Below are 13,629 nucleotides of genomic sequence, written 5' to 3' on the forward strand. Positions count from 1 at the left end.
AATTTGGAGGTGTTCCCTATGCAGCTATCTGAATTACGCGGTGAAGACCGGGTCATCCGTCAGTTAAGCCAGGCCCTGGCCACCGGCACCCTCCCCCACGGCCTCTTTTTTGTTGGCCCGGAGGGGGTCGGGAAGGGGGCTGCTGCCCAGGCCCTGGCCGCCCGCCTCCTCTGCGACAATCCCCAGGGGATTGATGCCTGTGGCCAGTGCCCGGCCTGCAGCTATATCGCTAACGGGGCCCATCCGGACCTCTTGGAGCCGGCCAAGGACCTGGGCCCGGACCAGACCATCGGCATTGCCCGCCTGCGCCAGCTCCTGGACCAGCTGGCTACCACCAGCCATGGCCGACAAACGGTGGTAGTCATTGAAGGGGCCGACCGGCTCAGCCGGGAAGCAGCCAATGCCTTTTTAAAGACCCTGGAAGAACCGGCTGAAGACATCACCTTTATTTTAACGGCCAGCCATGCCGAATCCCTGCCGGAAACAGTCCAGTCCCGTCTGGCCAGCTACCTCTTCAACCCCCTGCCGGCTGAAGAGGTGGCCGCCATCCTGGCCGCTGAATATCCTGACTACCGGTCGGCCCAGGTTGACCTGGCTGCCGGCCTCTCGGGCGGCTCTGTCGCCAGGGGCCGGCGCCTGCTCCAGGACGACGGCCTGGTCAAGGAAAGGCAGGACTTTTTCCGCCTCCTGGATGCCCTGCCCCAGCGCCATCCTGGCCTCCTGGTCGAAGATGTCCAGGCCCTTGGCCAGGTGCCCGGGGAAAAGCGACCCAGCCGGGGCCTAGTCAAGGGCCGCTTGCGCCGCCTTTTAACCTATGCGGAAAGCTACTACTTAAACGGGTTAAAAACCCTTTTGGCCATTCCTGCCAATCCCCATATCCCGGCCCCGGCCCTGCCCTCAGCCCAGCTAGGCAGCCAGGTCCTGGCCCGGCTCCGCCAGGGCCTCCGCCAGCTGGAAACCGGTGCCGACCCGGGCCTGGTCTTTCTCGTTACCCTCCTGGCCATCCGCCGACTCCTGGCCCCGGGCGAGGCTGGCAAGGGCTAGGCCTTTTTGGTATAATAAGCCCATCGGCCGCCGACAGGATGTAGCCGGTTTAAGATAGGAGAATGTTTATGACTGAAGCCATTGCAGTCCAATTAAGACCTGCAGGAAAAATATATGATTTTGTCGCCCCGGACCTGCCCCCTCAAGCGGGCAGCAAGGTCGTTGTGGAAACCGACCGAGGCCTTGAATTGGGCACCGTTGTCAAGTCCCCCCACCAGGTTGATGAAAAAAGCCTGGACCACCCCCTCCAGCCCATCGTCAGAGAGGCCACCGTCGAGGACCTGATCCGGGCCAGGGAAAATGAAAGCCACTGTGCGGAAGCCTTTGCCATCTGCGAAGAAAAAATCCAGGCCCATGGCCTGGATATGAAGCTCATCGAGGTGGAACGGACCCTGGACGGCAACAAGCTAATCTTTAACTTTACTGCTGAAGAACGGGTAGACTTCCGGGACCTGGTCAAGGACCTGGCCTCTATCTTCCACACCCGGATTGAGCTCCGGCAAATTGGCGTCCGCGATGAAGCCAAGCTTATCGGCGGCATTGGCATTTGTGGCCGGACCCTCTGCTGTCACAGCTTTATGACTGAGTTTTCCCCGGTCTCCATCAAGATGGCCAAGGAGCAAAACTTATCCCTCAACCCCTCCAAGATCAGCGGCTGCTGTGGCCGCCTCCTCTGCTGCCTCAACTTTGAAAATGACAATTACCTGGAATGGCACAAGACCTGTCCCGGCTGTACCGCTGCAGATGTCGCCGCTAAAATGCGGGCTGACCGGGAAGAGGAAAATAAACAAAATGCGACCAAGGACCCCTTCGCCCACATGTCTTCTTCCCCTATTACTGACAAAAACCGGGAAGACAGCCCTAGTGGGGCCAAGCACCATCCAGAGGAAGAAGGGAAAAAGACCCCCGGTAGGCGTCCACAAAAGCCCCAATCCAAGGACCGGTATAACCAATCGGCCGGAAAGGGCCACCGACCGACAAAAAAAAACCGCCCCCAGGATAATGGCACGGAAATCATTATCGAGAGTGCCGAACCCATTATAGAAGAAAAGCGGCCCCGGAAAAATAACCGCCCCCACCAGCACAGGGGCAACCGAAAGAATAAGACCAATAAACCGCCCCGGTCCGACAACCGGGATAACCGGAAAGAAGGCGACCGCCAGCATAAAAAGCGGCCCTTTTCCAAGGAAAAAAACCATGACAAGAGCAAGTGACCTCCCCGGCGACTGCCTCTGGACTGACATCGGTGTGGCCGGCTGGTCCCTCTACGAAAGGGCCGGCGGCCTCCGCCATACCATTGATGCCTACCTCCTGGCCCGGTATGTCACTGACCAGCTGCCGCTGCCCCGGTCGATTTACGACCTGGGCAGCGGTACCGGTATTATTAGCCACCTCCTGGCCGCCGCCTGGCCGGAAAGCCGGGTCCTTGGCCTGGAACTCCAGGCCAAGCTGGTCTCCCTATCCCGGGCCAGCGCCGACCGCAACGGCATCCCCCCGGACCGGCTGACCTTCCGCCAGGAAGACCTCCGGACCCCCTCAGCCGACCTGGCCAACAGTGCCGACCTGGTCGTGGCCAACCCACCCTTTTACCGGGTCGGCCATGGGGCCGCCGCCCAATCCGATGAACGCAGCATCGCCCGGCATGAAATCCACCTGGACCTGCCGGCCCTCTGCCGGGCCGCCCGCTATTATTTACGGCAAAAGGGCCGGTTCTGCCTGGTCTACCGGGCCGCCCGGGCCGATGAACTCATTGCCGCCTGCCTCGCCGCCGGCCTAAAGCCCCTGGCCCTCCAGCCCTATGCCTCCAAGCGGTCCGGCCGGACCAGCCTGGTTGTCCTGGACTGTCAATTTGAAGGTCGGGGGGACTTCAGCATCCGACCACCCATCCTCTTAGACTAGGCTTTGCCGGAAAGGAGCCCCATGTATACCCTCTATCTCTGTGCCAGCCCCATTGGCAATTTAGAAGACGTGAGCCTCCGCCTCATCCGCACCCTCAATGAGGTCTCCCTCATTGCCTGCGAAGATACCCGGACCAGTGCCACCCTCCTGGCCCGGTATGATATCCATACCCCCCTGACCGCCTACCATGACCACAATAAGGCCAGGGAAACCGACCGGCTTATCGACTATTTATTAACTGAGGGCGACCTCGCCCTCTTAACCGATGCTGGCATGCCCTCCATTTCCGACCCCGGCTACGAGCTCTGCCGGGCAGCCCGGGAAGCCGGCAACCCGGTCACCCTTATTCCCGGCCCTTCTGCAGTCCTGGCCGCCCTGGTCCTGTCCGGTCTGCCAACCGACCGCTTTGTCTTTGACGGCTTCCTGCCCAAAAGCGGCAAGGCCAGAAAAGACCGGCTGAAAGGCTGGGAAAAAGAAAAGCGAACCATCGTCTTTTTTGAAGCCCCCCATCGGGTCTTAGCCACCCTGGCCGACCTCCAGGCCCATTTCCCCCGGCGACAAGTCGCCGTCTGCCGGGAACTGACCAAGCGCTTTGAAGAAGTCCTTTGCGATACAGCGGAAAATCTCATCGCTCACTTTTCCGCCACCGCCCCCCGGGGAGAGTTTGTCTTCGTTCTGGCCGGGGCTCCGGATGAAGCCCCTGACCGGGCTGCCGCCCTGGCCTACGCCGCCGACCTGGTCAGTGGCGGTATGCGCACCAAAGAAGCCGCCAAGGCCGCCGCTGAAAAATACACTTGCTCAAGTCGGCAAATCTACCAGGGCCTTATTGCCGATAGTCGGAACAAGAGGGACTAAAGCCTTTAGCAACTTGTCCTCCGGCTGTAAGCGAACGTCATCTACAGGTCTATAAAAGAGGGGCTGTGTCCAATGATTTACGCATTGAGACACAGCCCCTCTTTTAAGCCTTTTACAGTAAAAGAAGCGCCGGGAAATCCCGGCACTTCCTGATAAAGGAGTTAAGCTTGGTCTAAAATTTTAGTTTTACTGCCATCCGGCGCATAGGCCCACAATTGACCTGCTTCATTAATAAGCAAGCGGCTGTTGTTGACCTCTACCTCTGTCGATATTTTTTCTCCCCTTGCCCCTCGTTGGCCGATGGGATCTTTATAGATCAACTTGCGATCAGAGCCGGTATTGCCTTCAAAACTCCCAGAGCTGGAATAAATAAAGCGGTCACTCAGAACAAAGTCTGATGTTTTAGATACCAGGCCCAGATAAGCGAGCATATCCGACCCGTCTGTCGGTACTTCATAATAAGTAAGGGAAAAATCTAACATTGCGCCGCTCCAAATGCCAATATAGACCTTGCCGGCAATTTGTTTCACTGCTTCAATCCGACTTTTTCCTCCTATAAATTTTCCATCTTCAGCGGAAAAGACGAAATAGCGCGCCTGAGCCCCGTCAGGCATATCCACTTTAACAGCCGGGCCGCCTTCTGCCCTATCGGCAAGCAAATGATAGCTGTCCAGGTTGACCGGTAAATTCAGCCCTTGCTCCAGAGCCCTTCCTTTGACATAAACCGTCCGCGTTTGCCCATCCCAGATGACATCCGCATAAATACTGGCTAAGGCCCGAAGGGGAATATAGGCCCGGTCTTTATCGCTGATCACCATCTTGCTGTCCATCGTATGGCGCCGGCCATTGGCATCATAATAATTTTTATTGAAGAAAAATCTGGCATTAACGCCCCATTCTTTATTATTTAGATAAACTTCATTGCCTTCCGGGGCCTCTGAAAAATAGACATCAAAGCCCAGGGTCTCGCTTACCAGGCGGATAGGCACCATGGTTCGCCCCTGCTCATTAATATAGGGCGCCCCTGCGTCCTGACTGGTCTCAATGCGCTGGTCATTAATCACCAGGTTCACATCCCAGGAGGCCGGCCGGTCTGCCGCATACACATCCGCCGGTAGCCAGAAAAGAGCCGCCGCCAACAGGCTGAACAAGACCGATAGAATGACTTTTTTCATCTTAAATTCCTCCTCTTTTTGACTTCCTGATTAGCTTTCATCAAATCGCGAATTTCCGTCAATAAGTCTTCAGTAGAGGGGGCCGGGGCTTCTTCCGGCGGAAGGTCCGCCTTCATGAAGCGTTCATTACTCCGTTGCAACATACGGATGACGGTAAAAATACAGAGGGCAATGATTAAAAAGTTAATGATGGTATCGATAAAGGTACCGATATTGAGGGTGTTGGCCTCTTGGATGACCCGGCCATTTTCAACAATGGCCGGGGTCAGCTCATACTTGATATCGCTAAAGCTAATCCCACCGGTGATGGCCCCGATGAGGGGCATGATGACATCCGTCACCAGGGAACTGACAATTTTCCCAAAAGCGCCCCCGATGATGACACCAACGGCCATATCGACGACATTACCCTGGTTGATAAAGTCTCTAAAGTCTTTTACAAATGAAGTCATTGCTGGTTGATTTCACCTCTTCTCTATTTGATGTCAAAGACACGCTTAATGATATCGAAATCCGGCAAGTAGTCTGTCAAGTTATATTTTTTGATAACCTTATAGCCACCAATAAGGGCCAGTCCACCGAAAATCAACTTAAAGAGCTTCCCTAAAAGCATGGGAATCCCTTTAATCAAAACAACCGCTTTCATTAATTTAGCAACCATAATCAATCCTCTTCCTCTCTTTTTATCTATAAATTAAATCTTAAAAAATAATAGCTAACTTTTGATGGCCTACTTCTTTTTAATTACCCATCTAAGATGGTTTTTATAGATTTTTCTTATAAAAAATCCGTAAATAGATACCTCCTTCCCAGCGCCCAAGCCTCTACTATTTTATAGAAAATAGGGTGTATAAGTATCGTAAATTGGTCAACCATGCTATAATGGACCAGGATAAATATCTTAAAAAGGGGAGGTTTAATCATGCAAGAATTTATCGCAAACTTTACAGATACCATCAGTGGCTGGCTCTACAGCTATATCTTGGTATTCCTCTTGAGTGGGACGGGACTTTACTTCACCATCCGCTTAGCTTGTGGCCAGGTCACCAACCTGCCCCATATGTTTAAGCTCTTGGGGGAAACGACCAGCACCGCTCAACACGACAACGGGATTACCCCGTTCAAGGCTTTTTGTATTTCAGCTGCATCCCGGATTGGGACCGGAAATATTGTCGGGGTGGCGGTAGCCATTTCCCTGGGTGGGCCCGGGGCGGTCTTTTGGATGTGGGTCCTGGCCTTTTTAGGTGGGGCATCCAGCTTTATTGAATCCACCCTGGCCCAAATCTACAAGGTCAAAAATCCGGATAACACCTTCCGGGGCGGCCCGGCCTATTACATTATTCAAGTGCTCGGCAGTAAGCGGATTGCCTACCTGTTCGCCATTATTATTTGTATTACCTATGGCTTCTGCTTTAACGCCATGCAGGCCAATACCTTAGCCGGCGCAGCCAAAACGACCCTCCACTTACCGACCTGGGCCACCGGCCTCATCTTAATGGGCCTAGCCGGTTGGATTTTCTTCGGTGGGGTCCATCGGATTGCCGATGTCACCGGTAAGATTGTCCCGGTCATGGCTGTCATGTATATCTTTGTCGCTTTATTCGTATTTGTTAAAAATATCGGCTTTGTCCCTGAAATGTTTGCCATGATCTTTAAAAATGCCTTTGGCTTCCAGGAATTTGGCGGGGCAGCCCTAGGGGTAACCATCATGCAGGGGGTCAAGCGGGGGCTCTTCTCTAACGAAGCCGGTATGGGGTCTGTCCCCAATGCGGCCGCTACGGCAGATACCTCTCACCCGGCCAAGCAGGGCTTTGTCCAATCCTTAGGGGTCTATGTGGACACCTGGTTTGTCTGCACCGCTACGGCCTTCATCGTCCTCTTAGGCGGGGAAGACTTCTACGGTGGCGACTTGGAAGGGCTACAAATTACCCAACAGGCCCTGGCCAATGAGGTAGGCAGCTGGGGGGTTCCCTTCCTCTCTGTTTGTATTTTCCTCTTTGCCTTTAGCTCCATTATCGGGAACTACTACTATGGCGAATCCAACATTGAGTTTATGGGCGGCCAGAAGAAGCACCTAAACATCTTCCGGGCCCTCTGCTGCTGCCTGCTCTTCTTAGGCTCTGTCGGCGACTTCTCCATCGTCTGGAACTTCGGCGATATCTTCATGGGCATCATGGCCATCATCAACTTACTGGTCATCCTGAAAATTGGCGGCATCGCCCTGGAAACCTACAGGGACTACAAGACCCAGCTCAAGGCCGGTCAAGACCCTGTTTTCCATTCCGGCCGGATCAAGAGCATTACCACCCACTTAGAAGCCTGGGACCGGTAAGCATTCCGCAAGCGACCTCTTAAGAGGTCGCTTTTTTTATAGGCGGCGGGCCAGGAGGCCTAGGAAGGCCGCATAGTCGGCCAGGGCGTCTAAAACCACTGTATGGCCGGCTTCCGGAAAGGTGACCAGGGGCACTGCTAGGTCCCCGGCCAGGCGCCGGGCCTGGGCCAGGGGCACCAGCCGGTCATGGCCTGACCCGGTCACCACGGCCGCCGTATGCTTAAGAGGCCCCACCCGGTCGATACCCCGAGCCAGTTCTCGGGCAGAGGCCGCTGCCACCGCCGGCTTGACCCGGCAGGCATCCTCATAAAAGAGGTCATCGACCAGCCGGCCAGCCCGGACCGTCTGGCTGGCAAAGAAGTCCACCAGCCCCTTGCCCAGGGGCCGGGGGGCCTTTTGCACCGCCCGGAGTCCCCAGGCCACCGGCCAGCCCCACCGGACCAGGCCATTTAAGGGGGCCAGGGCCGGGTAGGGGGTATTGGAAAAAACCGCCCAGGCCGGGGTCAGGGTCTGGTCCTGTAAGGCCCGGAGCAAGATCTGCCCGCCCATGGAAAAGCCCACGACCACTTGCGGCCGCTGCTGGCGGATCCGGCTGGCTACCTGGTCGGCATACCAGGCCAGGTGACCGCCGGTCCAGGTCGGTCGGCCGATGTCATCATAGCCCGGTAGGGGCTGGAGGGCCACTTCATACTGGCCAGCTAGGGCTTGGGCCAAAGGGATATACCGTTTACGGCTGTGCAACCAGCCATGAATCAAGAGCAACCTGGCTTTTGCCACACCATCAACTCCCAATAATAGGTCATCCAGCCCTTCTCTGCAAAAGGCCTGGCGACGGCGGTTTTTTTATTTATCCAGCTGGTGCAGGGCCTGGGCCGCTTTAAGATAGCTGTCATCTATACCGAAGTTCTGCTCCGCCAATTCCTCATAATTCCGGTCTGCAAAACGGTTGATTTGGGTGAAAAATCGGGCCACTTCGTCCATACCCTGGGCCAAGTGGCCACTATCTATCAGGGCCAGCTGGTCCTCGAGGGATAAGAGCCGGTGGGTCTTGCGGTCAGTAGCCAGCTGGTCTTGGCTTAGGCTGGTGTCGGCATAGTCCTTGAAAAAGGCCAGTAAGTCCTTATTAGCCACCTCATCAATGCCGGCAGCTTCCCGGCTGACGTCTGCTAGGAAGGCTACCAGGACCTCCTTATTATGCGCAGCCCAGCTGGTATCCGCCACATAAAGCATGTACTGGTGGATACCCAGGTCACTGCCCTTGGCCACCTGCTCAACCCCACCAGCAATCTTTTCCGCCTGGTAGGTATAGGGGGCCCAGAGGGCTACCAGGTCAGCTGTGCCGTCACCAAGGACCCTGAGGCACTCTTTCGGTGACCCATATTTGAGGTTGACATCCGCCTCCGTCAGGCCCAGATGGCTCAAATAGGCATGGGCCAGGGCATGGCCGCTGGAGGCCTGGGTGACGTAGATGGTCTTACCCCGGACGGTTTCGGCTGTCCCGGCCAAGTCCCCGGTTTTGCCCTCTAAAACCGGATGGCCGGCCTTGGCCAGGAGCCAATTGGCGTCGCTTTCTTCAGCAGCCACCCCGACAATGGTCAAGTGGCGGTTTAAGACCCCTAGTAAGGCCGGGACCGCCCCCACATCGCCGATTTGCCATTTTCCCAGGGCCCCGTCTTCAACGAGTTTGATCCCTGTCTGGTAGCTTTTTAGTCCATAGTCCAGGTCATAACCTTGCGTCTGACCCTTTTGCAGGACTGCATAGGCCGGCCAGGCATCCAGCTGGTTTAAAGTTGCCACCGTAAGGGCTGGTCCATCTGCCGACGGTTGACTTGATGTCGGCTCGGAATGCGTTAAAGCGCAAGCTACCATCGTCATCAATAAGGTCAGCGATAAGCCGACAAGCAATAGCCGCTTAAACATAATAATTCTCCCTTCTATAAAAAATGCCCCCGCTTACCGGAGAGCCACCACTCCATAGGCCGCTCAGCCGGTAAGCAGCGGCCTATAGGGACAAGCTATGCCTTCATCCAGACAGCTGGTCTAATTTATTATCACCAAGGATGAGAAAGGATTTTTCATTTATATATTAGTTTATTTAATGGGTTGTGTCAATGTAATTTATTGTCTTTTTAGAATAAATAAATAATTCCAAAAATCTCCCAGGTATTGAATCAAATATCATATACAAAAGGGGCTCTGTCAGAACGAATAAAACATTCGACAAAGCCCCGTCTCAAAAAAAATGAGACGGGGCTTGTGCTTTTTTGGGGGCTATTTTTCAATAGCCTTAGCTTTAAAGATAGAAGACTCGTCTAGGCCCTTTTTTTCATTTCTTTAGCCAGTTTCAGATAGCTATCATCAATGCCGTAATTCATTTCTGATAATTGGTCATAATTCGACTGGGCAAAGCGGTTAATCCCCTTAAAGAAGCTGGCTACGTCATCCATGCCTTGACGTAAATCGCCATTTTCCAGAAGAGCCAACTGCTCGTCAACAGAAAAGAGTTTATGCGATTGAAGCTCTTCAGCAATATGCTGGCTCTTTAAATTAGCCTTCCCATAGCTGGTAAAGAAGGTCGCCAATTCCCCTTCTCTGGCCTGGTCAATTGCTGCCGCCTCTTCACCGGTCGCTGCTAAAAAGCGGGCGATGGTTTCTTTATTATTGCTAGCCCAATCCTTATTAGCTACATAGACCATGTAATTGCGCACGCCAAGGTCGCTGCCTTTTGCAACCGTTTTGACCTCACCGATAGCCTTCTCTGCTTCATAGGTGTAGGGGGCCCATAAGGATGCCAGCTCTGCCCGACCGTCTTTTAAGGCCTCAACGCATTCAGCTTGAGAGGCATATTGTAAGTTCACATCCGCTTCTGTAAGACCCAGTTTTTTCAGATAGGCGTCTATTAGCCGGTGGGCACTGGACGCCTGGGTGGTATAAATAGCCTTATTCCGTAATTGCTCAGCCGTCCCGAATACACCATCATTTTCTTCATTGAAATTTGGGTTATCCTTACGGGTCAGGAGGGCATTGGCATCGCTTTCATCAGCAGCAATACCGATAATGGTCAACTGGCGGTTAAGAACGCCTAATAGGGCCGGGACCCCGCCCACATTACCAATTTGCCACTTACCTAAGGAAGCATCTTCTACCAATTGAAAGCCTGCGGTGTAAGATTGGAGCTTATAAGAAATGCCATAGGCATTGGCTACCCCGTCCTCCCTGGCATGGTAGGCAGGCCAGGCATCCAATTGGTTGAGGGTGGCTATCGTTAAGCCACTGGTCTGCTCAGGCATGGAGGAGGGGGCGGCACTACCCTTATCTACACTACTGGTGCTCGCACTGGGATCAGTAGTCCCGCAGGCCGTCATACCAAGCAAAAAGGCAAGAGATAAACTGACCGCTACTATTTTTTTCAACATACTATCTTCTCCCTTTGTAAAAAAGCGCACCTCGCGTGACCGAGGTGCGCACCTGCCACTATAGATATACACTTCAGCCAAGTATCTATCCTATAGGGTTATTATCCATTACTTTACATAGCCCTGGGCTGCTTCCAAGAAACTTTTGTCCAGGTAAAAGTGCTTTTCTTTAGCAAGATTGACTTCTTCCGCATCTAACTTGTTATCTGCTACTTGAGCATCTGCCAAAGATGCTAGGGTTTTTTCCAGGCTCCCATCTTCAAAAAGGGCCAGCTGTTCATCCAACCGGTAGAGTTTGTGCCGGTTGATTTCTTCGGTCACATCATTATCAGAAATGGTCATCCCGGCATAACTTTTAAAGAAGTCTTTGACACTGGTGTGGATGGCATCACCACCGGCCTGGTAGCTGGCCACTTGACCATCGGTCATAGCTAAGAACCTGGCCACCGCCTCACTTTCATCAGCAGAAATATTTTCCGGTACGACATAGAACATATAGGAGGGTAGGCCTAGGTCTGCTGCGGTTTTCACGACCTTAAAGCCCTTATCCAGGGCCCGGTAAAGGGCCGGCGACCAAAGGACCAGGAAGTCCCCATCCCCTGCTTCAAAGGCGGAAATGGCCGTCTGTTGTTCCACTGTCCGGATGGTAATATCGTTTTCTGCGAGGCCCAGGTCCTGGAGCCAGGCCGCCAATAACTGGTGGGCGGAAGAGACGGAGGTCACTAAAACTGTAGCCCCTCTTACTGCCTCGGCGCTATTGCCTTCATTGAATACCGGAGAGTCTCCCCGGGCTAAAATGGCATTGGCTGCACTTTCTTCAGCAGCCACGCCCACAATTTTAGCCTTATAGCGGCTAGCCGCCATCAGGGCCGGCAGCTGACCGATATCCGCCAGGGTAAAGGCCTTGGCGGGAATCCCTTCAACGGCCTCCATCCCCGAATCAAAAATCATCATATTTTTATCTGTTATTTGTAAACCGTAACGGTCTGCTTCCCCATCCTGGACAGCGTTAACCAGGGGCCAGGCATCAATCTGGGCCAGGGTAGCCACCTTAATGGGGAGGACCTTAGCCGGGCTAGAGCTGGTCGCCGGTTCTGACGAAGGCGCTGAAGTCCCGCAGGCACTGGCCAGCAAGGTCACTGCTAAGAGGACCGCTACAAGAGAGGATATTCTTTTCATAGGCAACTCCTTTTCATTGAGCAATCAGCCACCGTAGCGGCCGGTCAGCCAGGCGGCCAAAAAGAAGATTAACCGTCTGAAGAGGATAAAGGCCAAGACCATTCCTGCAGCCACCGCCAAGGTGAACCAATTGCCCTGGGTTAAGTCGAATAAGCGATCCATTAGAGCACCAAACTCATGCTGTCGGAAATTTCCTGGCGCAGGCGCAGGAATTCTTCACTGAGCAGGTCCCGCGGCCGGGGGAGGTCAATGGTAAAGGTGGTAGCCAGGTGGCTGGGCAGCTTACCATCCAGGATAATAATCCGGTCTGCCAGGTAGATGGCCTCGTCAATATTCGAGGTCACAAAGAGGATGGTCCGCTTTTCCGCCTGCCAGACCCGTTCGATTTCCTGCTCCATTAAAATCCGGGTCTGGGCATCCAGCTGGCCGAAGGGCTCGTCTAAAAGAAGGAGCTGGGGCTCATTGACATAGGCCCGGGCAATCCCGACCCGCTGCTTCATCCCCCCGGAAAGCTGGTGGGGGTAGCTCTTTTCAAAGCCGGTCAGGCCCACCAGGTCGATGTACTTTTGCGCCTTTTTCAGCCGGTCTTCCTTTTTAACCCCCCGCAGCTTGGGCCCCATGGATACATTCCCCATGACCGTCTGCCAGGGGAAGAGCATATAGCGCTGGAAAACATAACCCACCTGGGTGCCTGGGCCCTTGACTTCTTCGCCACCAACGACCACTTTACCGGTTGTCGGCCCTTCAAAGCCGGCAATCAGGCGGAAGAGGGTTGTTTTACCGGCCTGCCCCGGGCCCAGGATGACCACAAATTCATTTTTATAGACCTCAAAGTCCATCGGTGACAGGACTTTTTTCTTACCGTAATCCTTGGAAATATTGGTACAGGTGATGACCCGATCCCCATCTTCTATTCGCTGATGTTGCGTTTCCATGGGCACAACCACCTTTCAAGATAGGTTAAAAAGAGCGAGGACAGGAAACTGACCAGGCAGATGGTTAAAATCCCGCCAATGGTCATAGCAATATCATCCTGCTTCATACCGACAAATGTGAGATAGCCAATCCCCTCCCGGGCGCCGACCAATTCTGCGGCGACCACGCAGGTCCAGCCGGAGGACAGGGCCACCTGGAGGCCGGCGAAAATCGCCGGTAGGGAGGCCGGGAAGGTGACCTGGGTTTGTTCCTGCCAGTAATTGGCCCCCAGGTTACGGACGGCATCGTATAATTCCGGGTCCACCAGGCGGATCCCATTATAGGAGTTCAAGATACAGGGGACCACGCAGCCGATAAAAATCAGGAAAATTTTAGAGGTTTCCCCTAGGCCAAACCATAAGATAGATAGGGAAATCCAGGCAATGGGCGGCATGGGCTTGAAAAATTCGAAAATAGGCCGGATCACCGCATGGGCGAACTTACTGAAGGCCATGATGACCCCGGTGGGTATCCCAATAGCTGCTGCCAGTAAGAAGGCGATGATGACCCGGCGGAAGGAAATCCACACATGAATGGGCAGGGTATGGCCGGCATAGGGTTCATGCATAAGCTCTACCCAGCGTAAGAGGACCTCATGGGGCCGGGGCATGATGGCCAAGAGGCCGCTTTGGACAGCCAGGTCCCAAATCAGTAAAAATCCGATAATAGAGATGGCATTTAAGACGCGTTTGTTGCGCAGGGCCTTCACCAAGGGATTGGGGCCCTTTACTGTTTCTACTTGACTAGACAAAGG

General features: G+C 54.1%; 15 protein-coding genes. 5 read left to right on the plus strand and 10 right to left on the minus strand.

Annotation, left to right across the window (positions count from 1 at the left end; all coding sequences use genetic code 11):
• Window positions 1-18 precede the first annotated feature (18 nt).
• The 4 genes from ACLGL1_RS03580 to rsmI all read left to right on the plus strand — a co-directional run bounded on the left by ACLGL1_RS03580 (window position 19) and on the right by rsmI (window position 3,798).
• Entirely contained in the window at window positions 19-1,044 is a 1,026-nt protein-coding gene (locus ACLGL1_RS03580; RefSeq protein WP_411007421.1) for an ATP-binding protein, read from the plus strand.
• Window positions 1,045-1,112: 68 nt separating this feature from the next.
• Entirely contained in the window at window positions 1,113-2,258 is a 1,146-nt protein-coding gene (gene ricT / locus ACLGL1_RS03585) for a regulatory iron-sulfur-containing complex subunit RicT (RefSeq protein WP_411007422.1), read from the plus strand.
• Window positions 2,242-2,943: a tRNA1(Val) (adenine(37)-N6)-methyltransferase gene (locus tag ACLGL1_RS03590; RefSeq protein ID WP_411007423.1), complete on the plus strand. Its 702-nt coding sequence runs from the start codon at window positions 2,242-2,244 to the stop codon at window positions 2,941-2,943. The genes ricT and ACLGL1_RS03590 overlap by 17 nt, the downstream gene beginning before the upstream one ends.
• Before the next feature lie 21 nt (window positions 2,944-2,964).
• Window positions 2,965-3,798 (plus strand): 16S rRNA (cytidine(1402)-2'-O)-methyltransferase, encoded by an 834-nt coding sequence (gene rsmI / locus ACLGL1_RS03595; RefSeq protein ID WP_411007424.1) that lies wholly within the window; start codon window positions 2,965-2,967, stop codon window positions 3,796-3,798.
• Window positions 3,799-3,959: 161 nt separating this feature from the next.
• Here the strand turns inward: rsmI and ACLGL1_RS03600 are convergent, their stop codons facing one another.
• The 3 genes from ACLGL1_RS03600 to ACLGL1_RS03610 are packed head-to-tail and all read right to left on the minus strand — an operon-like array spanning window position 3,960 to window position 5,634.
• Window positions 3,960-4,973: a copper amine oxidase N-terminal domain-containing protein gene (locus ACLGL1_RS03600; protein ID WP_411007425.1), complete on the minus strand. Its 1,014-nt coding sequence runs from the start codon at window positions 4,971-4,973 to the stop codon at window positions 3,960-3,962.
• Window positions 4,970-5,425 (minus strand): large-conductance mechanosensitive channel protein MscL, encoded by a 456-nt coding sequence (gene mscL, locus ACLGL1_RS03605; RefSeq protein WP_411007426.1) that lies wholly within the window; start codon window positions 5,423-5,425, stop codon window positions 4,970-4,972. The genes ACLGL1_RS03600 and mscL overlap by 4 nt, the downstream gene beginning before the upstream one ends.
• 23 nt (window positions 5,426-5,448) lie before the next feature.
• The gene (locus tag ACLGL1_RS03610) at window positions 5,449-5,634 is read right to left on the minus strand and encodes a hypothetical protein (protein ID WP_411007427.1); all 186 of its coding nucleotides are present in this window, start codon (window positions 5,632-5,634) and stop codon (window positions 5,449-5,451) included.
• A gap of 261 nt (window positions 5,635-5,895) precedes the next feature.
• Between ACLGL1_RS03610 and ACLGL1_RS03615 the strand changes: the two genes are divergently transcribed.
• Window positions 5,896-7,305, plus strand: a complete 1,410-nt coding sequence (locus tag ACLGL1_RS03615) for an alanine/glycine:cation symporter family protein (RefSeq protein ID WP_411007428.1) — start codon at window positions 5,896-5,898, stop codon at window positions 7,303-7,305.
• Window positions 7,306-7,341: 36 nt separating this feature from the next.
• Here the strand turns inward: ACLGL1_RS03615 and ACLGL1_RS03620 are convergent, their stop codons facing one another.
• From ACLGL1_RS03620 to ACLGL1_RS03650, 7 genes are all read right to left on the minus strand, one after another.
• A complete protein-coding gene (locus ACLGL1_RS03620; protein ID WP_411007429.1) occupies window positions 7,342-8,082 on the minus strand; it encodes an alpha/beta hydrolase in 741 nt (246 codons plus the stop codon).
• 66 nt (window positions 8,083-8,148) lie between these two features.
• A complete protein-coding gene (locus tag ACLGL1_RS03625) occupies window positions 8,149-9,225 on the minus strand; it encodes an ABC transporter substrate-binding protein (protein ID WP_411007430.1) in 1,077 nt (358 codons plus the stop codon).
• Between the two features lie 392 nt (window positions 9,226-9,617).
• Window positions 9,618-10,721 (minus strand): ABC transporter substrate-binding protein, encoded by a 1,104-nt coding sequence (locus ACLGL1_RS03630; RefSeq protein ID WP_411007431.1) that lies wholly within the window; start codon window positions 10,719-10,721, stop codon window positions 9,618-9,620.
• A gap of 108 nt (window positions 10,722-10,829) precedes the next feature.
• Window positions 10,830-11,900: an ABC transporter substrate-binding protein gene (locus ACLGL1_RS03635; protein ID WP_411007432.1), complete on the minus strand. Its 1,071-nt coding sequence runs from the start codon at window positions 11,898-11,900 to the stop codon at window positions 10,830-10,832.
• Between the two features lie 24 nt (window positions 11,901-11,924).
• Window positions 11,925-12,062: a hypothetical protein gene (locus tag ACLGL1_RS03640; RefSeq protein ID WP_411007433.1), complete on the minus strand. Its 138-nt coding sequence runs from the start codon at window positions 12,060-12,062 to the stop codon at window positions 11,925-11,927.
• Window positions 12,062-12,835: an ABC transporter ATP-binding protein gene (locus ACLGL1_RS03645; RefSeq protein ID WP_408977623.1), complete on the minus strand. Its 774-nt coding sequence runs from the start codon at window positions 12,833-12,835 to the stop codon at window positions 12,062-12,064. The genes ACLGL1_RS03640 and ACLGL1_RS03645 overlap by 1 nt, the downstream gene beginning before the upstream one ends.
• A complete protein-coding gene (locus tag ACLGL1_RS03650; RefSeq protein WP_411007434.1) occupies window positions 12,811-13,626 on the minus strand; it encodes an ABC transporter permease in 816 nt (271 codons plus the stop codon). Before ACLGL1_RS03650 ends, ACLGL1_RS03645 begins: the two co-directional genes overlap by 25 nt.
• Window positions 13,627-13,629: the final 3 nt, after the last annotated feature.

The sequence above is a fragment of the Peptococcus simiae genome, assembly GCF_046569735.1.
Classification (GTDB): Bacteria; Bacillota; Peptococcia; order Peptococcales; family Peptococcaceae; genus Peptococcus; species Peptococcus simiae_A.

Excerpts from the sequence above, each read along its gene's own strand:
- ACLGL1_RS03600 (WP_411007425.1), bottom strand. The coding sequence starts at position 4,973 with ATGAAAAAAGTCATTCTATCGGTCTTGTTCAGCCTGTTGGCGGCGGCT.
- ACLGL1_RS03615 (WP_411007428.1), top strand. The coding sequence starts at position 5,896 with ATGCAAGAATTTATCGCAAACTTTACAGATACCATCAGTGGCTGGCTC.
- rsmI (WP_411007424.1), top strand. The coding sequence starts at position 2,965 with ATGTATACCCTCTATCTCTGTGCCAGCCCCATTGGCAATTTAGAAGAC.
- ACLGL1_RS03640 (WP_411007433.1), bottom strand. The coding sequence starts at position 12,062 with ATGGATCGCTTATTCGACTTAACCCAGGGCAATTGGTTCACCTTGGCG.
- mscL (WP_411007426.1), bottom strand. The coding sequence starts at position 5,425 with ATGACTTCATTTGTAAAAGACTTTAGAGACTTTATCAACCAGGGTAAT.
- ACLGL1_RS03630 (WP_411007431.1), bottom strand. The coding sequence starts at position 10,721 with ATGTTGAAAAAAATAGTAGCGGTCAGTTTATCTCTTGCCTTTTTGCTT.
- ACLGL1_RS03580 (WP_411007421.1), top strand. The coding sequence starts at position 19 with ATGCAGCTATCTGAATTACGCGGTGAAGACCGGGTCATCCGTCAGTTA.
- ACLGL1_RS03590 (WP_411007423.1), top strand. The coding sequence starts at position 2,242 with ATGACAAGAGCAAGTGACCTCCCCGGCGACTGCCTCTGGACTGACATC.
- ACLGL1_RS03625 (WP_411007430.1), bottom strand. The coding sequence starts at position 9,225 with ATGTTTAAGCGGCTATTGCTTGTCGGCTTATCGCTGACCTTATTGATG.
- ricT (WP_411007422.1), top strand. The coding sequence starts at position 1,113 with ATGACTGAAGCCATTGCAGTCCAATTAAGACCTGCAGGAAAAATATAT.
- ACLGL1_RS03645 (WP_408977623.1), bottom strand. The coding sequence starts at position 12,835 with ATGGAAACGCAACATCAGCGAATAGAAGATGGGGATCGGGTCATCACC.
- ACLGL1_RS03610 (WP_411007427.1), bottom strand. The coding sequence starts at position 5,634 with ATGGTTGCTAAATTAATGAAAGCGGTTGTTTTGATTAAAGGGATTCCC.
- ACLGL1_RS03635 (WP_411007432.1), bottom strand. The coding sequence starts at position 11,900 with ATGAAAAGAATATCCTCTCTTGTAGCGGTCCTCTTAGCAGTGACCTTG.